The organism is Cardinium endosymbiont of Dermatophagoides farinae (genome assembly GCF_007559345.1).
Lineage (GTDB): Bacteria > Bacteroidota > Bacteroidia > Cytophagales > Amoebophilaceae > Cardinium.
In genome coordinates this window covers 349,488-374,897 of sequence record NZ_VMBH01000001.1, presented here as the reverse complement: position 1 = coordinate 374,897, position 25,410 = coordinate 349,488, and the positions used below count along the sequence as shown (strand labels likewise).

24 protein-coding genes and 3 tRNA genes are annotated in these 25,410 nt (G+C 37.6%); 13 read left to right on the top strand and 14 right to left on the bottom strand.

All coding sequences use genetic code 11. From position 1 onward, the window contains the following. Positions 1-118: 118 nt before the first annotated feature. A complete protein-coding gene (locus FPG78_RS01755; RefSeq protein WP_144086344.1) occupies positions 119-1,291 on the top strand; it encodes a hypothetical protein in 1,173 nt (390 codons plus the stop codon). A 130-nt stretch (positions 1,292-1,421) separates the two neighbouring features. On the opposite strand, the gene FPG78_RS01750 is transcribed toward FPG78_RS01755, so the two are convergent. From FPG78_RS01750 to rho, 4 genes are read right to left on the bottom strand one after another with little or no spacing between them, the layout of a single operon-like run. Then, positions 1,422-3,209: a glycosyltransferase family 39 protein gene (locus FPG78_RS01750; RefSeq protein WP_144086343.1), complete on the bottom strand. Its 1,788-nt coding sequence runs from the start codon at positions 3,207-3,209 to the stop codon at positions 1,422-1,424. Beyond that, positions 3,181-3,606: a phosphatase PAP2 family protein gene (locus FPG78_RS01745; protein WP_144086342.1), complete on the bottom strand. Its 426-nt coding sequence runs from the start codon at positions 3,604-3,606 to the stop codon at positions 3,181-3,183. Before FPG78_RS01745 ends, FPG78_RS01750 begins: the two co-directional genes overlap by 29 nt. Then, complete coding sequence (locus FPG78_RS01740; RefSeq protein WP_144086341.1) at positions 3,582-3,887, bottom strand: hypothetical protein; 306 nt, start codon at positions 3,885-3,887, stop codon at positions 3,582-3,584. Before FPG78_RS01740 ends, FPG78_RS01745 begins: the two co-directional genes overlap by 25 nt. 58 nt (positions 3,888-3,945) lie before the next feature. Further along, positions 3,946-5,466, bottom strand: a complete 1,521-nt coding sequence (gene rho / locus FPG78_RS01735) for a transcription termination factor Rho (RefSeq protein ID WP_144086340.1) — start codon at positions 5,464-5,466, stop codon at positions 3,946-3,948. Between the two features lie 838 nt (positions 5,467-6,304). Between rho and serS the strand changes: the two genes are divergently transcribed. After that, entirely contained in the window at positions 6,305-7,651 is a 1,347-nt protein-coding gene (gene serS / locus FPG78_RS01730) for a serine--tRNA ligase (RefSeq protein ID WP_320411049.1), read from the top strand. Here serS and FPG78_RS01725 read toward each other — a convergent pair. Next, positions 7,625-9,706, bottom strand: a complete 2,082-nt coding sequence (locus tag FPG78_RS01725) for a UPF0223 family protein (RefSeq protein WP_144086339.1) — start codon at positions 9,704-9,706, stop codon at positions 7,625-7,627. The genes serS and FPG78_RS01725 overlap by 27 nt on opposite strands. Before the next feature lie 414 nt (positions 9,707-10,120). Between FPG78_RS01725 and FPG78_RS01720 the strand changes: the two genes are divergently transcribed. The 6 genes from FPG78_RS01720 (at position 10,121) to FPG78_RS07520 (ending at position 14,933) form a co-directional block, all read left to right on the top strand. Next, positions 10,121-10,192 (top strand) — tRNA-Gln (locus tag FPG78_RS01720). A gap of 31 nt (positions 10,193-10,223) precedes the next feature. After that, entirely contained in the window at positions 10,224-11,597 is a 1,374-nt protein-coding gene (locus FPG78_RS01715; RefSeq protein ID WP_144086338.1) for an ATP-dependent Clp protease proteolytic subunit, read from the top strand. A gap of 314 nt (positions 11,598-11,911) precedes the next feature. After that, positions 11,912-12,064 (top strand): hypothetical protein, encoded by a 153-nt coding sequence (locus FPG78_RS07070; protein ID WP_186292401.1) that lies wholly within the window; start codon positions 11,912-11,914, stop codon positions 12,062-12,064. A 23-nt stretch (positions 12,065-12,087) separates the two neighbouring features. Then, entirely contained in the window at positions 12,088-14,076 is a 1,989-nt protein-coding gene (locus FPG78_RS01710; RefSeq protein ID WP_144086337.1) for an HD domain-containing protein, read from the top strand. Positions 14,077-14,157: 81 nt separating this feature from the next. Then, on the top strand, positions 14,158-14,757 hold the full coding sequence (locus tag FPG78_RS01705) for an Rpn family recombination-promoting nuclease/putative transposase (RefSeq protein WP_223261946.1): 600 nt from the start codon (positions 14,158-14,160) through the stop codon (positions 14,755-14,757). Beyond that, positions 14,700-14,933, top strand: a complete 234-nt coding sequence (locus FPG78_RS07520) for a hypothetical protein (protein ID WP_223261945.1) — start codon at positions 14,700-14,702, stop codon at positions 14,931-14,933. Before FPG78_RS01705 ends, FPG78_RS07520 begins: the two co-directional genes overlap by 58 nt. A 222-nt stretch (positions 14,934-15,155) precedes the next feature. On the opposite strand, the gene rfbB is transcribed toward FPG78_RS07520, so the two are convergent. The 6 genes from rfbB to FPG78_RS01675 form a co-directional block, all read right to left on the bottom strand. Beyond that, a complete protein-coding gene (rfbB, locus tag FPG78_RS01700; protein WP_144086336.1) occupies positions 15,156-16,154 on the bottom strand; it encodes a dTDP-glucose 4,6-dehydratase in 999 nt (332 codons plus the stop codon). A 123-nt stretch (positions 16,155-16,277) separates the two neighbouring features. Further along, a tRNA-Ser gene (locus FPG78_RS01695) sits at positions 16,278-16,366 on the bottom strand. 91 nt (positions 16,367-16,457) lie between these two features. Continuing rightward, a complete protein-coding gene (locus tag FPG78_RS01690) occupies positions 16,458-17,045 on the bottom strand; it encodes a hypothetical protein (RefSeq protein ID WP_144086335.1) in 588 nt (195 codons plus the stop codon). Then, entirely contained in the window at positions 17,018-17,464 is a 447-nt protein-coding gene (locus FPG78_RS01685; RefSeq protein WP_144086334.1) for an esterase/lipase family protein, read from the bottom strand. The genes FPG78_RS01690 and FPG78_RS01685 overlap by 28 nt, the downstream gene beginning before the upstream one ends. A 268-nt stretch (positions 17,465-17,732) precedes the next feature. Then, positions 17,733-18,779: a DNA polymerase III subunit beta gene (gene dnaN / locus FPG78_RS01680; protein ID WP_223261944.1), complete on the bottom strand. Its 1,047-nt coding sequence runs from the start codon at positions 18,777-18,779 to the stop codon at positions 17,733-17,735. Between the two features lie 466 nt (positions 18,780-19,245). After that, positions 19,246-19,743: a dihydrofolate reductase gene (locus tag FPG78_RS01675; RefSeq protein WP_186292400.1), complete on the bottom strand. Its 498-nt coding sequence runs from the start codon at positions 19,741-19,743 to the stop codon at positions 19,246-19,248. Positions 19,744-19,993: 250 nt separating this feature from the next. Between FPG78_RS01675 and FPG78_RS01670 the strand changes: the two genes are divergently transcribed. Beyond that, positions 19,994-20,067, top strand: a tRNA-Ala gene (locus FPG78_RS01670). Positions 20,068-20,209: 142 nt separating this feature from the next. Here FPG78_RS01670 and FPG78_RS01665 read toward each other — a convergent pair. Next, positions 20,210-20,404 (bottom strand): ChaB family protein, encoded by a 195-nt coding sequence (locus tag FPG78_RS01665; protein WP_223261943.1) that lies wholly within the window; start codon positions 20,402-20,404, stop codon positions 20,210-20,212. 240 nt (positions 20,405-20,644) lie between these two features. On the opposite strand from FPG78_RS01665, the gene FPG78_RS01660 reads away from it, so the two are divergent. Next, positions 20,645-21,037 carry an Hsp20/alpha crystallin family protein gene (locus FPG78_RS01660; RefSeq protein WP_223261942.1) on the top strand — a complete coding sequence of 131 codons (393 nt, stop codon included), beginning with the start codon at positions 20,645-20,647 and terminating at the stop codon, positions 21,035-21,037. A gap of 183 nt (positions 21,038-21,220) precedes the next feature. Beyond that, positions 21,221-21,439 (top strand): DUF2188 domain-containing protein, encoded by a 219-nt coding sequence (locus FPG78_RS01655; RefSeq protein WP_144086333.1) that lies wholly within the window; start codon positions 21,221-21,223, stop codon positions 21,437-21,439. 411 nt (positions 21,440-21,850) lie between these two features. Here the strand turns inward: FPG78_RS01655 and FPG78_RS01650 are convergent, their stop codons facing one another. Then, complete coding sequence (locus tag FPG78_RS01650) at positions 21,851-22,489, bottom strand: protein-L-isoaspartate(D-aspartate) O-methyltransferase (protein WP_144086332.1); 639 nt, start codon at positions 22,487-22,489, stop codon at positions 21,851-21,853. A 136-nt stretch (positions 22,490-22,625) separates the two neighbouring features. Between FPG78_RS01650 and map the strand changes: the two genes are divergently transcribed. Both map and trmB read left to right on the top strand, forming a co-directional pair. Next, positions 22,626-23,387: a type I methionyl aminopeptidase gene (gene map / locus FPG78_RS01645; protein WP_144086331.1), complete on the top strand. Its 762-nt coding sequence runs from the start codon at positions 22,626-22,628 to the stop codon at positions 23,385-23,387. Between the two features lie 213 nt (positions 23,388-23,600). Next, entirely contained in the window at positions 23,601-24,254 is a 654-nt protein-coding gene (gene trmB / locus FPG78_RS01640; RefSeq protein WP_144086330.1) for a tRNA (guanosine(46)-N7)-methyltransferase TrmB, read from the top strand. Positions 24,255-24,410: 156 nt separating this feature from the next. Here trmB and FPG78_RS01635 read toward each other — a convergent pair whose 3' ends face one another. After that, complete coding sequence (locus FPG78_RS01635; protein WP_144086329.1) at positions 24,411-25,055, bottom strand: hypothetical protein; 645 nt, start codon at positions 25,053-25,055, stop codon at positions 24,411-24,413. Positions 25,056-25,410: the final 355 nt, after the last annotated feature.

Sequence of the window (25,410 nt, the reverse complement as noted above, 5' to 3'; positions counted from 1 at the left end):
AAGTTAATCGAAATCTAGTTTACTTACACGCTACATTAACAGACCTTCTGTCATGCTTATTATATTTATACTCAATCAGCTTATCGGATTATATCGCCTTTTTTCAGTCTTTTTGTTTTTGACAGATATTACATCTTGTAAAAACGAAATGGCTTCTAAACAGATTGATCTTATCTTTGAAGACCAAAAACAACAACAAAATGCTTTAAAGACCCACTCAATCTCAATCTCAACAGCGCAACAAGATGATGGGATTACTTCCGCAGGAAATAGTAAACCCTTGCAAGCAGATCCAAAACAACCAGATCAAGCCCCACCAAAATTTGAATTAGAAGACACTACCATAAAAGCTGGAACAACGCAATCCATAAGGCTAGAAGAGATCACCATAAATGCCGGAACAACGCAATCCATAAGGCTAAAAGCAAACGGCAACACAGAGGGATATATCATTAAGTCTATTTCAATAAGCAAAAATGGAACCTATTGCACAGGAAAATTTGGAATAACTGAGGATTATAAAAAGCGTCTTAAACAGCCGATACCCCCTACTGGTTTACCCATTACCTTAACTACTAATCCAAGGCAGCAAGATGGGTATTACGAATTAAAACTTAAAATAGGTAAAACAGGAAAAGGTAGTCGGCCAACAGAACAATGGGTAGAATGTACGATTCAAGTTATTAACGATAAAGCAAAAAATGAAAAGCAAAATGAATCATGTAGCGCAAAACAAACCATAGCAGCATACAATAGTAACACAATGGTACAAAATGATTGCCCAAGCAAAGATGAGGCCGATGCTTCCAAAAATATAGACGAAGATGCTTCCAAGAATATAGCGGAAGATGATTTCAAAAACATAGAGGCCGATGCTTCCAAAAATATAACGAAAGATGCTTCCAAAAATGATAGGGCTAATCCTTCCAAAAATATAGCGGAGGAGAAGCCGCAAAATGATACCACATCTGAGTCACCAAGCGTTGGCTTAAAAGATATTACCATAAAAGTTGGCACCACGAAATCTATAACGCTAGAAATAATCGGTATAACCGAGGAATATGTTATTAAGACTATTTCACTCAAAAAAACAAACACAAACAATTATCATACGCCAAAACTAGGGTTAAATCGTCTTAAAGGGGAAGCAATAGGCAGCTCTGGTATAACCTTTCCCCTACCGGAACAATTCCCCTTAAAACCTGGTGCATACGTATTAAGGATCACAGTAGCCAAAAATGAAAAGAATAGCAAAACACAAGCCTTTCAGTGCACCGTTACGGTTAGCTAATTAAAAGCACAAGAAGCGCCTATCCGCTTAGTAAGCAGTACATAATTAAACCATTCTAGGAATCTGATGATAAAAATTAGTGAATAGAGAATTGTTCCAATCGCAACTTTATTTCAGGATCCGTTCCCGCTTATTTTGGAACAGGGGTATCATATGGTTGCATCGATCGCTTAGGCAACCGTTTATAAAACGCAAAGCATCCGGCACTTTTTAGATAAGTGATGTCTTTATAATGTTCCAAAGATGCGCGATCACTTTTGTATAAAATAAAAAAACAAGGCTTATCAATAGCCCCTTCTAATAGCCAGGTTATATCTGGTTGCGTTAAGCCTTTGGGCTGATCAGCATAGAAAAGTGGTGCAGCTGATTTAAAACCAATGGTACGCAAGTATAGATCCTTTCCTTTGCATGCTTTACAGAAATCTACCATCTCTTTTTGCGTATAAGCTTCTACCTTAGGTGCTATATAACGCAAAAACAATGCCAGCACACAAATATTAATGGACATAAAGGTTCCGATAAAAGGAACCAAACGCAATCGCACAAGGTAATAGTAGGCTAGGACAATGCCTATCATATAGATAACCCCTGGTATGCTATCCCAGTGGTTCCATACAAGAGGCAGCTCCAATGCATCTTTAATCGTTTGGTTTTTAATGAGGGGAACCCATACAGCTTTATGGTTCATCACCCAAGGCATAATGGTTAAAACACTACCTAGCACTAGACCAATGGTTAAAAATACTCCTCCTATTCTTAGACTATACATCCGTTGATGAAAAAATCCAGCTGCAAAAAAGGTTATAGGAAAATAGGCCATGGAACTATAATGGACAATCTTTGTACCCACTAGCGTAAAAATCAGCAGGACAACTGCCCATAAGGCTTGCATATTAGCTGCAAAATAATTTCCTTGAATAGCCCTCTTTCGAAACTCGATTTCTAATGGCAATTTTGGTGTCGAAGCTTGTCTATGCTCCTCACATACATCTGAGTATGCTGCGGTGCTCGACTGCGCTTCTCCTAAAAACTGCTGATCACAAATCGATTTCGAAAGAGGTCTAATCAATCTTTTTTCTTGCAAAAAGCAGATGGCAAATAGGGAACTTGGAAAGCATCCAAAAAAAAGGACCAAATAGTGATAGTACCAAGGTTGGACATGGGTAGCTACAGGTTGATGATAAAGCAGTAAGTGGTAATCCCAAAATTCTTTAATAAACCTGCATCCATTGGACCAAATTTCTGGAATCAGCCAACAGGATAAAACAGCTGTTGCCACTAACAGCGCTAAGATGAGTCCCTTGAGCCGCACTACGCTTCCCTTAAACCAAGTATAAGCTAACGATAAGGTAGCCAGTGGTATAATAAAACCCATAGGGCCCTTAGCCAGTAGGGCAAAACCTATAGATAGCCCTGCGCAGCCATACAGCCATTCTTTGGATGGTGTGGCTGCACGTGATAAAAAATAGATAGCAGTTAGTAAAAAATAATTAAAAAAAGGATCTATAATACCTGATTTAAAGTAAAAATGAGGTAAAAAAGCAGTTGCATACAAACACATCCATAAAAAACCAAACCATCTCCCCTTGTATTGTTGACCTATGTAATATAGGGTTGCAAGGGTCAATAGTCCACACAACAAGTTAGGAAAACGCGCGCCGACCTCATTAATACCCCAGAGATGCATACTAGCCGCTTGTAGCCAAAAGAAAAGGGGCGGTTTTTCATAGAGTGGTTCAAAGTTAAAGGTGACTTGACCATACGAACCTGTACGCATCATTTCCCTGGTAATCTCAGCAAAATAAAGCTCATCTAAATCAAATAGGTGGATTGATCCGATTCCCCATGCAAAAATGCACCCAAAGCTAACTAAAAAACAAGCAATGCTACTACTTTTTAATTGGCAATCCTTTTCCATATGTATATAACAAAAAATAGATAGAATGGTCTAACCAATCTGGTCCACGGAAATAAAGCGAGCAGCTATAGACTACTAGGGCAGAAATTATACCAATCCAAGCACCTGCATAGACATCTATATAGAAATGCTGACAAAGATAAATTCTTGAATAAGCAACCATAAGTGCCAGCCCTAATAAAATAACAGTGTAGCTTTTTTTTTTGCTTCTAGACAATAGCTGTACAACAGATATCAACACAAAAATGGTAGCAGCATGACCTGAAGGAAAGCTTAAATCCCTTAATAAGCGCACACCATCTACTAGGTAGAGCGATGCATCTATAGGGAGCAAGGCTATAGGCCTTAGCATACAGGAAAAAAAAACACGCTTCAGTAATTGTACCACAATAGACATACAGAGAAAGCTCCCCCCATAATGATAAGCTTTCTACAACTTGCACGAAACAAGGCAACCATCGATAGCAGCGCTAGGTAAGTAACCCCATCACCTAACCAGGTCAAATAAAGCGCCATACAATCGGCTACAGGATGATGCCACTGCTTGAGCAAGATAAAAAAAGAAACTTTATCCAATACAAAAAAGGGGAAACTTCCGATAAGCGATAGGGCAATAAGCAGGTAAAAAAACAGCCTGTTTTCATACCAAATCATTCTAATAGCCGTTAGCTTCTTCATGCTGTTATTGGAGGAGGCCAAATGGATAGATAAAATTAGACAGTCTAAATATACTTCCCTAATTGCTCATAGAGACCAAAAATTCCTCATTGTTACGTGTACCCCTCATCTTCTTAAGTAGAAAATCCATAGCTTCTGTAGAACTCATATCTGCCATGATATTACGCAGTATCCAGATGCGCGCTAGTTCCTCTTTTCCGATCAGTAATTCTTCATGCCTTGTTCCAGAGGCAGGTACATCAATAGCTGGATAGATGCGTTTATTGGCCAACTTACGATCCAATTGCAGCTCCATATTACCCGTACCTTTGAATTCTTCAAAAATCACTTCATCCATTTTAGAGCCTGTATCAATAAGTGCTGTAGCCAAAATGGTCAGCGACCCCCCATTCTCCACATTACGGGCTGCACCAAAAAACCGCTGGGGTTTATGCAGTGCATTGGCATCAATACCACCAGAAAGTATCTTTCCAGAAGAAGGGCTAACTGTATTGTGTGCCCGAGCCAATCGGGTAATAGAATCCAACAGGATAACCACATCACGGCCACATTCTACCATTCTCTTTGCCTTTTCCAAAACAATATTAGAAACTTTTACGTGCCGCTCAGCCTGCTCATCAAAGGTGGAAGCAATAACCTCTGCTTTTACATTTCTAGCCATATCCGTCACCTCCTCTGGGCGTTCCCCAATAAGGAGCACAATCAAATAAACTTCTGGATGATTGCATGCAATGGCATTGGCAATCTCTTTTAATAATACCGTTTTACCAGTCTTAGGCTGCGCTACAATCATACCACGTTGCCCCTTACCAATAGGAGAAAACAAATCCATAATACGCGTTGAATATTGGCTGGCCCCATTGGAAATATGCAACTTATCATGTGGGAAAAGGGGCGTCAGATGCTCAAACGGAATACGATTGCGGCCCTCCTCTATAGTTACACCATTCATGTAAATTACCTTTAAAAGGGCAAAGTATTTTTCCCCTTCTTTGGGTGGACGTATTTTACCACGAATGGTATCACCTGTTTTTAGATTAAATAACTTGATTTGAGAGGGCGATACATACACATCGTCTGGGCTAGCTAAATAGTGATAGTCAGATGAACGTAAAAATCCATAGCCGTCTTGCATAATCTCTAGCACACCCTCCCCTTCAATAGTGGTATCCAAGTTATGCAGGCTAGCTGCTTCTTTTTTATACTTTTCACATGAAGGAGGGGCTTCTTTTGGTTCTTTTACAGCCGAAATAGGAGAACGTTCCGCCACAGCTGGCTTTTCTGGATCTGGGCCCTCACTGTTTTTACCTTGTAGGCTAGACTCAACCTGTGCTTCCACTGCTCTAGATTTTATATAACCCTTCTTGGGCAATACAGATGGGGTGGCTTCCTTTGGTTGTAGTGGTGCAGCAACCACTTCATGATGCTTTTTTATCTCCGGAAGTACCGCCTGTTGGTCCAATATTTTATAAATAAGTTCCTCTTTTAAAAGCGTTTTATAGCTTTTAACTTTAAATTTTTCTGCTATTTCGCGTAACTCAGAAATAAGTTTTTGATTGAGCTCTCCGATATTGTACATGATTGAGTTAGGTGTAAGTTAAATAAAGCCCATTAAAAATAAAATGAGTAATCGTAAACCTATATGATATAGTATGTAAGTTAAACATGTGAACATGCATCCAAAATAAGACCTTCTGCAAAGCCTATTGCTAAATGGCAATTTTGTGGTCTATGCTCCTCAAATACATCTAGTATTCTGGCGACTGCGCTTCTCCTAAAAACTGCTGATCACAAATAGATTTTGCAGAAGGTCTATGGTATTTTTTAAATGATAATCAATCCATAAAAAGAATTATCTAATCAAGCGCTTCGAAACGCTACATAAAGCCACCTTTAAGACCGCAACAACTTGTGGTGATGCAAATCTTTCGATCAGCCATTTTATAATATAGTTTCATTGCCAAGCAACAGTAATAGCTGCGTTAATAGCATATCACCTTCTTATTTGTTCTGATTTCGCTTTTTTAAATCTAGTAAGAATAGTCGAAAATAAGGGTATCTCTGTACATACAGAATATAGAACAGCTGTAATAAGGAATGAATATTAATGTAGGGCTCCGAGTGCAGCCCCATAGCAAACCAACATGAACAATTATACAACTATAATTTGAAAAATTCAAAAAGAGCAACCCTGAAAAAATAAGACCTTCTGCAAAATCTATTTGTGATCAGCAGTTTTTAGGAGAAGCGCAGTCGCCAGAATACTAGATGTATTTGAGGAGCATAGACCACAAAATTGCCATTTAGCAATAGGTTTTGCAGAAGGTCTACAGATCGACTGCTTAAAACGCTGTAATTTTAGGTTAATGTATACTATATTGCAATGTTTAAACGGCAAATAGAATGATTGACTTACAATGATTGACTTACATCGTATAAGAACAGATAAAAAGGCAGTAATAGATGGCCTACATAAAAGAGGCTTATCCAATGCAGCAATGCTAGTTGAGGCCATCTGCAAACTAGACATAGAAAAACGGGCTACACAGTCTCAACTAGACAACCTAGCCGCTACACTCAATAAGCTGAATAAAGAAATAGGCGATGCGTTGCGGCTACAAGGAGAGGCAGCACTATTAGAAGCTAAAAAAAGCGAGGTTAACCAATTAAAAGAAAGGGCTAAGCAGTTGACGCAACAGTTTAAGGGATATACATCGGTGCTATTGGAGCAGCTGTATGCGCTGCCCAACCTGCCGCATGCAAACGTACCGATTGGCAACCACGCTCAGGACAACCTGATTATCCATCAAACCACACCAAGTTCCAAAAGTGTAGCGTGGGCCCACTGGGATTTAATTAAAAAATATGACCTGGTTGACTTTGAACTGGGCAATAAAATTACAGGTGCTGGTTTTCCAGTATACAAGGGAAAAGGCGCTAAGTTACAACGTGCGCTCATCAACTTTTTTTTGGATCAAGCATCAAAAGCAGGCTATACAGAAATTCAACCGCCTATTTTGGTAAATGAAGCATCTGCTTATGCAACGGGTCAATTACCTGACAAAGAAAGTCAAATGTATCAGATACCTTCAGTACAATTGTATCTGATTCCTACGGCAGAAGTATCTATTACAAACATCTATCGTGATACAATGGTAGCAGCGGCTACCTTACCCATTAAGCATGTAGGATATACCCCTTGCTTTAGACGTGAAGCAGGTTCTTGGGGAGCCGATGTGCGTGGCCTCAATAGGCTACATCAATTTGACAAAGTAGAACTGGTTCAGATTTGCCATCCTGAGGATTCTTACGAAAACCTAGAAACGATGTTAACCTATGTGCAAGGGCTGGTAGAAGCGCTGGAACTACCCTATCGTATTGTAAAACTTTGTAGTGGAGATTTAGGTTTTTGCGCTGCTATGACCTACGATATAGAAGTACACGCTATAGGCCAAGATAAGTGGCTAGAAGTAAGCTCAATCAGTAACTTTGAAACCTTCCAGTCCAATAGATTATCATTAAGGTATAAAGACAAGGATAAAAAAAGTTGTCTTTTACATACCTTAAATGGAAGTGGACTCGCCCTGCCACGTATTCTAGCCGCACTATTAGAATGGAATCAAACCCCAGAGGGATTCAGATCCCAAAGGCCTTACAACCTTATACAGGGTTTCATATCATTGATTAAAGCCTTTAAGGAAGGTTTGTCTTACTTTTTGCCTGATAAAGGGCACCTGCTAACATGTTCCTTCACAGACTTCTAATGCCTGGTTGGCTGCCTGTACCAATTCTTCTACGATTTTAGCGTTTAAATATTTTTTTCCAAGCTCAATATCTATTGTAAGGGTTTCTTGGGCCATATATTTAACCTCCTCCAAGTGGATATAATCTTTGGCATGCCGGAGGTCATACAATCGTTCCGCGAATTTAATACAAAGCACAAAGAGTTGCTCTCGATTGATGATTCGTTTGAGCCGATTACCGATATAAAGTCCACATGGCTCCATCTCTTGGCGCTTATTGACGGCTACAATGCTTTCCACAAAGTGGTAGACATCCATACTATAATTGGCTTTAACATAAGCAAGTGGTAAACCTGCATAACGTACCAAGCCATATAGGACACTGAAATAAACCGGTCTTGGTTGATAGGGCACCCATTCTGCTACCAATTGGGCAATATCTAAAGCACGTACATAGAATAATTGACCTGATGCATGCCGCCTAAAACCATAACAACGCCTTACCAGCAGGAAAAGTTCATCTAATACAATGGTACGCATATCAGCCACCGTGCAAAGATTGTTATAGGCTTTGGTTAAGGTTACCATAGATTCTTTAAATTCTCTATAGCTAATAGAAGGATCTGAAGGTAGTATTCTGGAAATCATTTCATCCCGCACAGCGGCTACATTACAAGGCACCACTATAAGTATAGGTCTTTTATGGGAAGCCGGAAATTGCAAGTAACCATAGTGAATACGAACAATCCGTTCTATACTTCGCTTTTCCATACTGGTCCATTCTGATTCCTTTTGCACCACACTGTGCCAACTAAACTCACTACCTACCGTAACATCTTGATAATAACTTTTAATTTTAGGTAACGCTTCTTGAGGAATAACAGCATTGCCAATCACCAAAGCGATAGCAGGAAAGCAGCCATCTGTAGCAGATGTATCCTTAGCAGGGTTTCTTGGCTCATATTTTAAATAGGTGGTATATAATTGAACCGTTACAAACCTATCTTTTGAAGAATCTAAGCTGGCAATACTTAAAATAACAGGCATTATTAATAAAGAGACCATCTGGTTGGCATCACATATGATCTTTTCAGGAAGCTTATGATCTTTAGGCTCTATTAACAGCTTAGGAATAGGATGCGTTTTACTTTCCAGGTCTAGCGCAACCTCTAACTTACGCACCAACTCATCAAGGCTCACCTCAACTGGTATCAATATGATATGATTTCTAGATCTGGCACGCTGTTTTAGAAAAATATCCCAAATAACAAAATTATTGGTAATAAGATCTAAATCTTCTTTATACAGCGGCCTACTATCTAAATAGGAAATAAATTGTGTAGCCTCCTTCATGACTTGATCTATAAAAGTGTGTGCTTCCATTGGGTTATTACGCACCGTCTCTAGATCCGAATATAAGTCAAACCCTGATTGCTGTTCTTCCTGCTCTTTGAGTTGTTTCTCTTGTATTTTGCTTTTTAGGTAATGGCCATGATGCTTGTAACTAGCTAGTTTACGCTTATTATAAACAATAATGAAAAAAATCATTAGACTTAATCCCAACAAGGATATTAAAAAAACACCTGATTCCGATAATAATAGACCCATACCATTGCGGGATATCGCATAAATAATTACCAACAACATAACCGATACTAGCCTTACGCTTATGCGCAATGGCAATACAAACAAAGTTAAAGTCAAATGGGCCACAGATAAAGCCAACGCAAAAACAGATGGCGCTTGCACCAACCCTGACCAGTTCCAAAGCACATTTATAGGAAGACAGAAAACCACACTTATCAACCAACGCCGACCAATTTTCCAGGATGGAACTTCTTTCTTGGAATCGATTGCATAACCTATAAGCGAAATAGCTGTAATAAATTGAAGTAGATACCAATAGATAAAACCCTCACTTGCATAATCTAATATAGTAGTGCATATAACGTAGCACCCTATCAATGCCATCATGGCATCACTTGGCTTCAGCTTAGACAATCGTTCTTTTGTAAAAGAAGATTTCAGCAATAATAAGATTAATATTATAACAAAAGGTAGAATATTAAACGACATTGCAACTTTTAAATAAAAAAACAATCCAAACCTAAAATTATACTAAATTGCCTCAAAAGGAGAAGCAAACGGTTAGCATAAACTAGAGCTTCTGCAAAACCTATTTGTGATCAGCAGTTTTTAGGAGAAGCGCAGTCGCCAGAATACTAAATGTATTTGAGGAGCATAAACAAGCGCCAAAATTGCCATTTAGCAATAGGTTTTGCAGAAGCTCTACTGCCCTAAATGGTCAAACCAGGCCTACTGCATTATACGACTTTGGACTATCCTATCCAACTTATTTTGAATAAAAAACCTATATTGCCCTACACGCCCTAAATGTATAAAAGTAAAAGTTAAACCATAAAAAACAGATGATTGCTTCCTTTTTTCTAATTAAATTAATAGATTTGTGATTACAGTTTGCCTTAATACTGTCCGGTAGTGTAATGGCAACACGTCTGGTTTTGGTCCAGAAGACTCTAGGTTCGACCCCTAGCCGGACAACAAAAAAATATAAACTAAATAAATATTTAAGATGGTAGGTTTAAATAATAACCGTGGTTTAATAAAATTAGGCCTCTCTATTTGCACATTACTCATCACAGGTAATAATAGCGCATTAGCAAAACAAGAAAAAAAGGGGGGAAAGGAAAAAAAAGTAGCTATTGTTGCTCCTGTCAAACAAAAAAAATCCGATGACTCCGATGATGCCATCATTGCGGCAAACAAGAAGCTACAAAGTAAGCTAGAAGCAGAAAATGCACTGAATCGCGCACTTTTGGAAAAAAAACTTTCAGCTGTTATTGCTAAAATTGAAGAGCTCCGTATTAAAAAAGAATGTCAGCGCTTGGGCAAAGAAATAGAAGATGAAAACCTTCGGAAGAAGCATGACCACGAGATGCTTGTACTAAACATGGAAAAAGAAAGGCTTACCATGGAATTAGAGCTCGAAAAGGCTAGGTTTACCAAACAAATGATGGAGCATGATGTGGCATTAGCCATGTTAGATAAAAAAATACAACTAGAAAAAGGGCAAGTACAACTGCTACAGGAGCAAAGCCATCGGAAAAAAGCAGAAATAGAAGCCTTGCAAGCTGAATCAGAACGGGGTAAATATATTACAAAAAAACCCATCTACCTGAAAGATCCATTGGACAAACGCAGCAATACCTTAATCCTCTCCGATCGATGTATTGACTTAAATGGTCATATTACTCCCTGGAAAGCAAATTACATTGTAGATCAAATTCATTATTTTAATAATAAAAATGGAGATTATCCTATATTTATTGTTATTGGTGATTCTCCAGGCGGTTCTATAATGGCAGGCTGGAATATTTTACAAGCCATAGAGCATAGTAAAGCACCTGTCTATGTGGTGGTAAAAACATACGCTGGTTCCATGGCCGCTTTGATTACTACATTAGCTACTAAATCTTATGCTTATCCAAATGCACTCATCTTACACCACCAGCCTTTATCTTGTGTTTGGGGTAATCTCAGAGAAACAAAGGAGCATTATGAATTTCTTAATACAATTTGGAAGCGTTCAGGCGGAAGGGTTGCAAAAAAAATGGGAATATCACTTGTAGCATTTGAGAAAAAACTCTACGAGAAATCTATGTATGGAGATTGGCGTGAATACGCCAACAATGCCCAAAAGCTTAAATGGGTTGATTATGTAATCAATAGTATACAGCATAGTGCGGTTAGCAGCTTACCAGATCCAAACAGCTATACTTGTGAAAAGTATATAAAAGAACAATATGGTTATAATACAACAAAAGAAACAGAACAATCTGAAGCAGCGCAGTATTATCAATTGGCACCTTATGACTTTGACTATAGCTACAACTTTAATAGAAAAAATCAGATGATAGGTAATGTTGCGAAACAAGCCAGTCATTAAAAAGTAGCGCTAAAGCCAATCACTTCTTAATTTGCATCTTACCTTTTATTTAAACCAAAAGGTAAGATGCAAATTTCTCCTCCTTCCTAGCTAAAACGCTAATCATTGCCATTAACAATCCAATTTCAAAAAAGCTCTATTGAGCCACTTCAATCACCAGAAATATTAAATCAGCAAGATTTTTTTAGGTATTTAGCATTTTTAAGCAAAACGAGCTAAAATACTTGAATTTATTCTTATAATTGTATAGGGTGTCTATTTTTACTTAGCAATCTATAATCTATTGTACAATGTCATTCAATACTCCCTTCCTTATGGCATTACCTTTTTTGCTATTGGCGCTAGTAGTAGCTTTTTACCTGCATCAAAGTGCCGCTCCATCTGGCGAACATGATCTAAATCATAAAGAATTTGCTGATGAAATTAGAGCGATTCAACAAGCGATACACGAAAAAAAGCCTACATAAAAAAAAGGTTAAAATCTGCTTCTATGAAAGAAAAATTAGCTAAACTAAGACCAAGTGATGCGATAATCGGATGTACAGGGTGTTACGTTATACTCACCACTATATTAGATTACATAAGTGGCGGGTTGACTATTTATTGGTATATACTCCAACTCTGTATAGGTATTTGGCTGATAGGGCATGGCATTGCTTCGAAAAAAAAGGTACCATCCTGGAAAATTGGTCGATCGTGGCTAATATGCACCGTTTTTTGCCTTCCTATAAATGTCTTTTGGCATTGGTTTCATGTGCAAGACTATCAATTTACACTAACCTTGTCTGTAGCACATTTATCTGCCACTTTATTTGTATTACCCCTGTATATAAGCATAAAACTAGTAGCCTGTACATTGTTAGTAATCTGTTGCGCAATTTATAACATAGGCATAGATCAACTCTTGACATCAAATGATTCTTTGCTATCGCTATTAGGCTTTGGCTTAATAGTTTTTAGCATTATTATTTATAATAAACGCAAAATAACTGCCTATACACTTTATAACCGCTACTTAAAAAGTCAAGTAAACCTAACAGAAACCAAGAAAGATGAACCGATACAAACGAATAACGCGCAGTTAGAAAATGGCTCCAAAAACCTAAAAAATGCTGAACCTTGTGTAGAAAAAGCGATGCAGGGCGTTACTGAATTTATGTCCTATTTAGATAATAAACCACTGTATAAGCAAGATATTCAAAGTATTATCGACCATTTTACCACTTTTACTACTTTTTTAAAGCAACGTGCCAGGTCTATAGACCAGATATTATTAATGCCAAGTGAAATCACTATAGATGAACTGATCTCCAAACTAGAGGCTGCATTACAAGCTAAGGCTTCACCAACCCCAAAAGTAGTAGTAGAAAGAAAAGATGACCGCATTCCTAAAAAGATCACATGTGACATTAGCCATATGATTCAATCATTGGTTCCTATTGTTTTGCGTACCGCTAACCTAGATGCCCCAAAAGGGGAAGTTATAAAAATTCAATTACATACCGCTCATTTAAAATATGCGCAGAAAAATGCCCAAGAAAGTGGCTACCATTCAGAAACAAGCTTCCCAGCTATAGCCTTGGTAATCAGCACCTCCACTACACCTGTAGCGATATTACCAAAAATTAAAAGCCATTATAAGGATATTACAGAGGGTAGGGAGCTCAAATGGCACAGTAGTCAGACAGATTCAGAGCGCATACATCTTGAAAAACGCATCATAGAACGAGCCGTTCGTGCCCATTATGGTTACCTACGTTTTCCCCTCTCGAAAAAAAGACCTATGCTGATAGTACTGCCTTGTAATGTAGCAGCGGTTCGAGATGCAATGATTGCCAAGATACTTCCTTTAAATGTTTCTATATCCCAAAAAGAAATGGATCAATCAATGGAAATATTTATAAAGTCTTATCAACATCTTTTAGAGATATCCGAGGCCCGTAAGGCTGTAGTAGATGAAATACTGCTATTGATGAGGAGGTGTTATGGTTTCAGACGACATATATCCGGACAACTGTTATATATCCGTGCGATAAGTATTGCACAATTGGTTGCAGAATGGATACGGTTCTATCCGGAACCGATTTATGTTGTTTTGCTTTATGACTTGGTTCATTATGCGGATTTACCACTTGCTTATATTAAAGCCAACTACGATTTAAATATTTACTCGCTGATTGAAAGTATTTTAACAGTAAATGACCGCCAGGGCATGGAGCCATGTGGGCTTTATATTGGAAATGCCCTGAAGCAAGTAATCAATCGAGAACAGCTTTTTGTGCTTTGCATTAAATTGGCCGAACGACTGTATGACCTACGGCATGCTGAAAGCTATACCCATCTAGATGAATTAAAATACATGGCGCAAGAAACACTTACAATAGATATTGAGCTAGCAAAGAAATACTTAAATGCTAAAATTGTAGAAGCATTAGCAAACGCAGCGGAACAGGCACTACAGATTTGTGAAAAAAAATAACGACATGTACAGTTGATTTTTTGCTTGTCTTGGGGGTAGCATGACCATACCGCTAAACTGATTTATTATAATATTCATCACATGAGTAAGCACAAAGACAAGAAAAAGGATAAGAAAGATTCACAGCCCCATGATAGGGTATTTAAGAGCACCTTCTGTAATAAAGAAGCTATATTAGACTTCTTAGCTGCTAATATAACGCCTGACCTACTCAGTAAAATAGATCAAGAAGCCTTGCATTTAACGGATAAAAGCTTTGTTGATCCAGTTGGTAGAAGGGGAGAATCTGATTTGGTATTCAGAACCAATATAAATGGAAAAAAAGGTTATCTCTACCTTTTAATCGAACACCAATCGACTGAGGATCCCTATATGCCACTAAAATTTCTAGAATACAACATTCGGTTAATACGGCAACACCTAAAAGAAAACGGAAATGTTGCCCTTCCAGTTATCTTAAATGTGTGCATTTATAATGGCCATAAAGCATATAAAGGTTCCAATAGCTTATTATCAATGTTTTCAGATCCTGAATTAGCTAAATCTTGTATGTTTGACCGCTTTCATCTGGTTGATTTATATAGTATAAGCTGCTCAGCTATAAAAAGGCGGCTTTTGCAGCCATGGTGCTCAAACAAGGCATTTCTCGTTCGTTTAATCAGTGGGTTATCGATCATATAGGCTTAATTGTAGATCTTTTAGAAAAAGATTATATTGCCTATGCTGATGCAGTTTTTTTGTATATGTTAGAGGTAGATGATAATCCAGATTTACTACAAACCATTAGGAAGTCTAATCCAAAATTAAAACAAGTTGCCATGTCAGTAGCTGAAAAATTAAAATTAGAGGAAAGCTAGAGGGAAAAGAAGAAAGAAGCATAGAGATCGCTAAAGCGATGCTTTCAAAGGGCTATCGATTGGAAGATATCGTGTTTATTACTGGTCTATCCCGTTACCAGATCGAGCAACTTATATAATTATCGGCTAAGAGCTTATAAAATTTCTAACTGGTCGAATACGATTGTATAAAATGTTAAATAATTCGAGAGAGGTATCTATTTAAGCCAGTGGTAAAAAAGTTTAATCTTGTTCGATCTCACTACGCACAAGATGCTCTATGCCTTCTTGTAGCGCAATAGATGGCGCCCATCCTAGTGTTTCTTTAATTTTTGTGCAGTCAAGTGCATAGCGTCTATCTTGGCCTATTCTTTCAGTAGTAAAGCGAATAAAAGAAGTGTAAGATCTTCCGCTTAGCGGTTTCAAACGATCTAGTATTTGGCAAATCATCCATGTGATTTCAAGATTGGTCCACTCTTCATTGGCACCAATATTATAAGATTGGCCAATTTGGCCTTTATGAAAAATGCAATCGATAGCCCTACAATGGTCCTCCACATGCAACCAATCTCGAATGCTACTTCCATCTCCATGCAATGGAATAGGTTGCGCTTGTAATGCATTTTTTAGAACCATAGGAATCAATTTCTCTGGATATTGGTACCGCCCATAATTATTGGTCGAACGGGTAATAACTGTATGAAGCCCATATGTATGGGCATAAGCGCTAACCAAACATTCCCCTGCAGCCTTGCTGGCACTATAGGGATTACTTGGCGCAAGAGCATCGGTTTCTGTAAACTGTTTATTGTGATCATCTAATGCACCATAGACTTCATCCGTAGAAATATATACAAACCGATGATTCGGATTTCTTGGCTGACTTGCTGCTTTAAACCAATGGCTATAAGCTGCATGCAACAGCACACCAGTGCCCTCTATATTGGTCTTTATAAAAAGAAGTGGATCAATAATTGATCTATCTACATGTGACTCAGCAGCAAAATGAATAACCCCATCAAAATTAAATTTTTGAAATAATGCCCAGACCAATGCAAAGTCGGTTATATCTCCTTCTACAAAATAGTAGTTTGGCTGCTCCTGCAGTGCAAAGGCTATACGAGCAGCATAGGTAAGCTTATCTAGGTTAACAATATAATAATCAGGATATTTTTTCAAAAATAATTGAATACAATGAGAACCTATAAAGCCAGCTCCACCCGTTACTAATAACTTTTGCATAACAGCATTTTTACTTTACTTTTTGCCTGATCAAAAAGCAACAAAAAATCAAGCACTGATGAAAAAATTAGCTGGAAAGATAGTGCTAAAATGGTAGCTGGTTTTGCCTATTTTAGCTGCAAGCGGAGTAGGAGGGATTCGAACCCCCGGTACCTTTTTCAGGGTACACCCGTTTTCGAGACGGATACCTTCAACCACTCAGACACTACTCCAACAGCTATAAGTGAACTACCTTTGCCTATCGATTCAATCGTATCGCCACACTACCTCAAAATAAAAAACTCCCCTATAAAGGGATATCCCCTACTTGAAGATGGTTTTAGCAAAATTGACAACTGCACCCAATGCAGTAGGATGACACAATATAGCTTTATCTTTTGGAACAGGTACTGTTAAAACATAAGAACTATGAAAGGCATCTTTGATAAGCAATCTTGTGAAATTTTTCTTTTTTTTAGGGACAATATGGAGCGCATGCTGGCTATCAACTGAAACCTGCATATCATGGCGACCATTAATACGTTTTTCACCAACTACAAAAAAAGTATAGATATCATTTAAAGCCTTAAGCTTAAAACGGCGCGCCTTTTTTTTAGTCAGAAGCGCTCTAAAATTATTTTGCCCCGCTCCTATTGCTAGTATAGGAACTTTTTCTTTATGAAGGGACTTTCGAACCTCAGCTAAAAAAGCACTACCTGGCATTAAGTCTTTACCTCCAGGCCGGGAACAAACTACTTGATTGGACTGTACATTTAACATAAGCTGCTTTTCAAGCTCATTTTTAGCATAACCAAGGTTAAACGAAAGAGTACGAAGATCTTTTAAAACAGAAGCTGTCAAATTCTGTGCCAACATGGCAGCATCTACCCTAGCGCCCGCAGCCCCTCCCATGGCGCAGCTAACGTAACTAGCCCTTTTATATTTTTTAAAGTATCTTCATATTGCTTGAGAAATGCATAACCAGTCAAGGCACCTTGACTATGACCTACCAACAGTATAGCTCTATCTTTAAGATTTGCTACCTTGCTGCAAATCTCTTGAAAAATCATTTCAGCCTGTTTGCTTATAGAAAGCTCGATGCTCTTCATGCCTTCCACACTCTTTGGCGTAAAAACAAAAGCATCAGGGCAGGATTGCTCAAGCTTTTGCTTCATCGACTTAAAGGAGGATGCATGATTCCCTAATCCATGGAGTAAAACAATTAATGGTTGATGCTGATTTTTAGATGAAGATGACTTTGCATGCGAGACGCCTGGAATAAGCAATAAATAAAGCAAAATCGATTTAAATATATAAAAGATGTATGACATAAGTGTATAAGGATCAAGTTACATAGAATAAAATCTAAACGAAAACAAGTCTAGACCTTCTGCAAAATCTATTGCTAAATGGCAATTTTGTGGTCTATGCTCCTCAAATACATTTAGTATGCTGCGGTGCTCGACTGCGCTTCTCCTAAAAACTGCTGATCACAAATAGGTTTTGAAGAAGGTCTTCTATTAAAAGCGTAAACTTAAAAAATAATAGGCATAATTAACAACAGCAAATGCTCTTGCTTATTTTGGATTTTAGGAAAAATTAAAACAGCTTTATTAGCCCCCAGAAAAAGCATTCTACTTCTTCTGTTGTGATGCTGGCAAGTATCTCTAATAAAAGCTTTGCATTAAACCCTATTTCTAGGGGTAATCCTTCATAGTTACAAATAAGTTGCTCCTGTGCTTCATTAGAAAAGTCCAAATCCTCTGCTGAAATGGTCAATTGATTGTCCACAAGGGTCAACTTTACTTGATGGGTTGCTTTATTGGCATAAATAGCTGTGCGTCTAAGCGCACTCACCAAGGCAGGCTTATTTATAGTAAGCTTACTGGTATGTTCCTTGGGTATGACGTTCTCATAGTCTGGATATCGTTCGTCCACTAATCTACTAATCACTTTAATGTTATCGATACTAAATTGGATTTTATGTCGATCAAAAATAAAACCAATCCTCCTATCTCTACCACCCAACAGCCCATTCAAAAGTAGCAATGATTTTTTAGGCACAATAATCGGATTTTGTGTAGATGCTTTCAGATCTTCACGAATATAACGGACCAACCGATGTCCATCCGTGGCTACAAAAGTAGCCATAGCATTGGTTAATTCTATATATACACCAGACATAGCAGGCTTTAGCTCATCATTACTGGTTGCAAATATGGTTTTTTGTAAAATATTCCTCAACACATCTAGTTCTACCTCTAAGGCTATGCCATCATCTAAGGTAGCTAGCTGTGGAAAATCATTGGCACTCTCCCCTGCCAATTTATACTGCCCATTATCAGATTTAATAGAAACAGTATAAGAGTCTGGGTTAATGGCCAAGCTAATAGACTGCTCTGGTAGGTTCTTAACCGTATCCAGCAACATACGAGCAGGTATGGCCACACTTATTTGCGCATCTGATTGAATGGCCAAAGTAGCGCTAATAGAGGTCTGCAAATCTGATGCTGTAACCACTAAACGATTGTGATCTATCTGAAAAAGAAAATTTTCTAAGATTGGAACAACCGGATTACGGGTTATAACCCCACTAATGGCAGTTAGCTGCTGTGAAAGCAAAGCCGATGATATGGTAAATTCCATAGTTATTTTTTTGTGATTTGAATATGGGGACTATGCTGCTATCAAAAGAATTTTTAATCTATTTTCTTTGATGTTTTTTGTCTCATTGAAATCATTGAAACTAATGACCATAGCCACTTCGATATCCTAAAAGTCTGCCCCCTGCGCTTCAAAACTACTTTATACTGCCCCACTTAGATTAGACTTATAAATGAAGGCAATTTAAGAAAAAAATTTAAAAGGTTTTATTTTTGCCTATTTAATAGTAAATCTATTTTAGCAAAAAAAAGATTCCATAAAGTAGATAAAACCTTACAAGGCCTTCTTCAAAACCTATTTGTGATCAGCAGTTTTTAGGAGAAGCGCAGTCGAGCACCGCAGCATACTAAATGTATTTGAGGAGCATAGACCACAAAATTGCCATTTAGCAATAGGTTTTGCAGAAGGTCTAATGTACATATTAGCTATAATTTAAAAGACAGCATGATTATTTCTTGCATTCCTTTTCTAATAGAATAAATTCATAATCATAAGGATTTTTTGCATCTGCTTTACAAGAACGCATCGCAGATGCTATCCATTCTTTCCCTAGAACAGGAAAATAGGTATCTCCCGGTACAATAGCATGAATCTTTGTTAAATAAATTCTATCGGCTAAAGGTAAAGTTTGTTCATAAATCTTTCCTCCGCCAATAACAAATAACTCTGATTCTTCTTGGGCTTTTGCCAGCTGTATAGCTTCTTCTATACTGCGTACCACATGATAACCAACAACGGACTGATCCATTTTTGTACTGACTACTATACTAATCCGACCTGGTAAAATACGCCCAATCGCATGAAAAGTATGGCTACCCATTAGCAAATGGTGGCCTTGTGTCTGTTTTTTAAATTCTTGCAAATCAGCAGGAAGATGCCAAGGAAGCTTATTTTGCTTGCCAATGACGCTATTTAACGACATCGCTACAATAAGGGATATAATCATAGTTTGCTCAAAATATCCAAAATAAAAGGATTTATTTTGATTTATTCAATCAACACCACTATATTTGTTCCACACTAAAGGGTTCAATAGATTAGACCTTTTGCAAAACCTATTGCTAATGGCAATTTTGGTGTCGAAGCTTGTCCATGCTCCTCAAATACATTTAGTATTCTGGCGACTGCGCTTCTCCTAAAAACTGCTGATCACAAATAGGTTTTGAAGAAGGTCTATTAATTGTAGCCCTACAAAAGGGGGATTAGCTCAGCTGGTTAGAGCACTTGCTTTGCAAGCAAGGGGTCATCGGTTCGAATCCGATATTCTCCACTTCTTCTGGTTGCGCGCTCAATCAATTGCAGTTTGCCCACTTAAGGGTTCCCCATTCTTTAAAATGCCTGCTTTGCATTTTTTATTAGGAGTTCGGTTGTATTAGACTTTTTTCTCACGCCAAACATTATCACTTCCTTTTTCATACTTTTTTTACAGCACTCCAAGCAACACGATGGCTTATTTTTTCTACTGAGTCATCTTTATCGCGTTTCTTATCAGGATCTTGATATTCTTTATAAGCATGGTTAAATGCTTCCCTATAAATGTCTTGAGCATGCTTAGGTAAATGTTTCTGTATAGATTCTGGTAACGCTTCATTTATATCATATGGCATATTGGTATATTTTACATTGATTTTACTACAAAAAACTTTTAGTATAAAATTGCAACAATACACTTGCTTAAAAATATTTATTTTACTAATATGTAAAAGGTATTAATAAACATTAATACTAAAATATAATGAGCTAGATAAATCTATTAACTAATAAATTAAATAAGGTTATGACATTTAATTTACCAAGCTTTAGGCCTAGATCTAACATTCGAGCCTTAGTAAAGAGGCAATACGTTAATGATGGATAATATCTTTGACAATTTTTATTCTTTGTTTCCAGATTTGTTTACAACAAAAGATAGAAATTTAGTACCAAGCATTGATGTTTCTGAAACCAATACGGGTTATCAAATAGATGCAGAACTTCCTGGTATTGAGTTGAAGGACATAGATGTTCAGGTAGACGGGAACTTACTTACTATCAAGGGAAAAAAAGAAGAAAATATTGAGAACAAGGAGAAAAACTACTTTATGCAAGAAAGGCATATAGGTTCTTTTCAGAGATCCATTTCTTTGCCCAATAATGCTGCTATAGAGCAAATAAATGCTAAACTTAAAGACGGAATATTACAGCTTACGATTCCTAAAAAGAAAGAGGCGATAACTAAAAGGATAGAGATCAAAAGTTAGTGAACTGTAGTGCTCAGGGTTCGGCAGATCAAAAAAATAGAGATAAGGCAATTTAGCTACCAAATTCTGAACCAACAGGGCAGTATAATGAATGCCTAATCCATAATTTGGGGTTATGGTTATTCCATATCAAGCTTAAAAAAGTTGTTCAAGTGACAGTAGTATTAATTTAATTATATAGCTATGACTGAAAGAAGAGGACATTTTTTTCACGTTACGCATAGCAAAAGTGATGACAAATGGTATGTCAGAGAAGTCAAATGGAAAGATAGTGCAACGCTTGCCTTTAATAGTAAAGACGAAGCTACTAAAAAAGCTGAAGAGCTAGCAAAGAAAGTAGAGATGGGCCATGTAGTCATTCATGATGAACGGGGAAAATTTGAAACTGTTGAAAATTTTTAACCAACAAAATTATATTCAGGTGCAACGGTAAGGATTCTACAGCAATTTGATGCTTCAAATCAGGAGACCTTCTGTAAAACCTATTTGTGATCAGCAGTTTTTAGGAGAAGCGCAGTCGAGCACCGCAGAATACTAAATGTATTTGAGGAGCATAGACAAGTTTCGACACCAAAATTGCCATTAGAAATAGGTTTTGCAGAAGGTCTAGAGATTTGATCATTCGTTACTAATTACTAATTTTAATTAGTAAGGCCTGAGGGGGTTAAGTAAAACCAATTGGAGTATACTCTTTTGCTTTTATGATTTATCCTAGCGTTACGGTGTTATGCTAACCCATTTGAATCTTAAAATCATTTGAGTATACTTACCATCCCTATTACAGGGTATATTATTTGATTTAGAAGTAGATAATTATCCTTTTGCCTTCACCATAGGTACAAATCTTACCGGTAAAAGTGTTTCTTGTTTAATCCCATCTTTCGTTCGAGTAATGCGTATCAATTGTTGCTCAAATTCACCTACAGGTATAATCAATCTCCCATTTTCTTTAAGTTGATCAATCAATGTTTTTGGCACTTGATCAGGAGCTGCTGTAACTATAATTGCATCAAAAGGGGCCTGCTCTGGCCAACCCTTATATCCATCTCCTACCCGAACATAAAGATTATGATATGCGAATTGGTTCAGCAGTGCTTTAGCTCTTTCTCCTAAAGCACTGACGGATTCTATTGTATAGACCTCTTTACATAATGAGGCCAAAATAGCCGCTTGGTAGCCAGACCCCGTACCAATTTCCAAGACTTTTGCATCATGGTCAAGCATTGCTGTTTCTGTCATAAAGGCTACTATATAGGGTTGAGAGATAGTTTGACCATATCCTATTCCTAGGGGCGCATCTGAATATGCATATTTTTTAACATTGTCAGGAACAAAAAGATGCCTCGGTATTGTTTTCATCACGGCCAATACACTGACATCCCTTATATTTCTGGCTACTAACTGGTCATTGACCATTGCTAATCGCTGTGTATAAAAATTATCTTGGTCCATATCAATTTTATTTTTCCTAAGTTAGGTCTAACTAAAGTTAGCAATAAATACTGCCTACCTTAATAAAAATCAATCAATCGATGATTCTACATAAAAATCTTTATATTGCTGTAATATAACATTACTTTATAATTATATGATAAAAATACGGACCGGTTCTGAGCTAAAGTTATTGCAGCGAGCGGGTCATATTGTAGCGCTTTGCCATGACCTTTTAAAAAATACCATTCAGCCAGGTGTAGATAGTCTAGCTTTAGACACAATGGTGGAGGAAGTCATCCGCAGCAATGGTGCTGAGCCTATATTTAAGGGATATCGTGGTTTTCCAAATGCTACTTGTGTCTCTATAAACGATGGTGTAGTACATGGCATACCAAATAATCGACTGTTACAGGAGGGGGATATTGTTAGCATTGACATAGGTGTCAAATATAAGGGCTACATTGGCGATAGTGCATGGACCTATCCTATAGGCAAGATTTCTGACGAAAAAAAGTTTTTATTAGCGCATACAGAAAAAGCTTTATGGGAGGGCCTACGTGTGATTAAAGCAGGCATTCACCTTTCTACCATTTCCCATGCCATAGGTCACTATGCTACACAACATAAGCTGAGTATTGTAAAAGAATTGGGTGGGCACGGTGTAGGCACCATGCTGCATGAATCGCCTCAGATTCCAAACTATGGCAAACCCAGTAGGGGGCCTATTTTAAAGGCAGGTATGGTCCTGGCTATAGAACCTATATTGAACTTGGGTTATCCGGCCATTAAAACCTTGCAAGATGGTTGGACCATTGTCACCAAAGATGGAAAAGATTCCGCCCACTTTGAGCATACCATTGCTGTTGAAGAAGAGGGGTATACCATCTTAACCAATTTAATGGCAAATGCGGTTTGATAATCGATTAGCTACCGCCATATATCTGAAACAATACCAGACCTTCTGTAAAACCTATTGCTAAATGGCAATTTAGTGGTCTATGCTCTTCAAATACATTTAGTATGCTGGCGGCTGCGCTTCTCCTAAAAACTGCTGATCAAAAATAGGTTTTGCAGAAGGTCTACCATTTTGAGTGCACGAATCTAAAAGCTATTTGTATTGATTGAAGCTATGAGAAAGAAGCGCAAGCGTTTTGAGGAAAATAAATTTTTGGATCATCTTATAGAACCAGAAAAGGCAATCTATAAAAGCATCAAAGGAAAATGGAATCTTTTGTATTTTCAAAACAACCATCCCATTACGCTAGAAATTGGTTGTGGCCACGGCGCCTATACCATTGGATTGGCTAAAATATTTCCAGAAAGAAACTTTATAGGCATTGACATCAAAGGAGACCGGTTGTGGAAGGGTGCACAAGAAGCAAAAGCGTCTGCACTACAAAATGTTGCCTTTCTACGTGCACAAGCAACCCATCTTTTAGATTTTTTTGAACAAGATGAAGTAGCTGAGGTTTGGATTACCTTTCCAGATCCTAGGCCTAAAACCAGGGATATAAAACGTAGGCTCACCAGCCCTCGTTTTTTAAAACTATATAAAACGATACTGATACAAGGGGGATGCGTCCACTTAAAAACAGATAGTCGCTTACTCTTTGCGTATACATTAGATTTGCTCCAAGCGCAAGGGATCGTACCACGCAATTGTACAACAGATTTATATCATTCTACATTAGTAAATAGCCATTTTGGCATCCAAACCACTTATGAAAAACGGTTTATAGCGCAAGGGATGCAGATCTATTATCTATCTTTTGCATTAAAATAAAGAATGGATATAGGCTAATTTACACACTCTCAGACGCTTGTACAGCTTCATGCGCAACCTCTACTGATTTGGTGGCTTTTACTTTAAGGTTATTTGCACGACCTTCTACTGCTTTTAGAACCTTTTTAAACATTCCTAGGCGTTTTTCATCATATCCTATACTTTTTTTACATCTTGAACAATGGACATCATATCAGCTACCATTTGTACTATGTTTTCAGTAGTTATATCATTACCTGATGCATCAGTTCTTGCAGCCACTTCTGTCTCTTGTATAATTACTCTTACATCGGATACATCGGAACCTGCTCCTTGAGCTATTTTAGCCTTTTCTTCTGATTTACAGAGCACTGATTGTACACAATTGCTTAGCACAGATACTTGCTCTAAAAGTTTATCCAATTCCGGTCCTACCATTTCCAGAATTTGTAAGACTATTTTTTCCGATTCAGAGACTGAAATCATTAATGCTTGTACTAATTTCCATACTGTTCTTAAGGCTACGTTACTTTCTATTTGTGGTATTTTCTCCGGTTTAGTTACTTGGCTACTATCACCCCTATTAATACGGCTACTAACAACACACGGTAGTGGAGGCTTCTCTTCAGATTTTGGAGTTAAAAAAGTATTAGAAACATCACGCTTATCATTAGAATCGTAATGGATAGCAGTTGCTGGGTCTACTCCACGATTGAGCTCATTACAGTCACTTGCTGGCCGTTGTAAAGGTTTGATAATTTGTTTATAACCTGGATTTTTGCACGCATATTCCGTATACATCCAATACATCCATTCGACCACAGCGTAAAAAAATAGAATAAAAGTGTTATAAATAAATTGTTTTTATTTTTTTTCATTGCTGCTTTATTACATAACGGACGAAACCTAAAGCGCAAAAAAAATTACAACCATAGCCTCTCTCTCCTGAACCAAATGGGAGTGAGCAGACTTAAAATAATAGAGCATATATTTGCCCGTGCAGTGTTCCATAAAACCTATCCCTTCAATCACCTGACCATGTTAAAAAACAAGAGGTTTCTTAAAAACGCACCTTGGAAAGGGTTTCGCTTAATAAGCCTACCCTAAAAGCGGAAAAGTAGCATATAAACTATAAACAAATGATAGTCTATTCATCACCTTTATAAGTTTAATATAC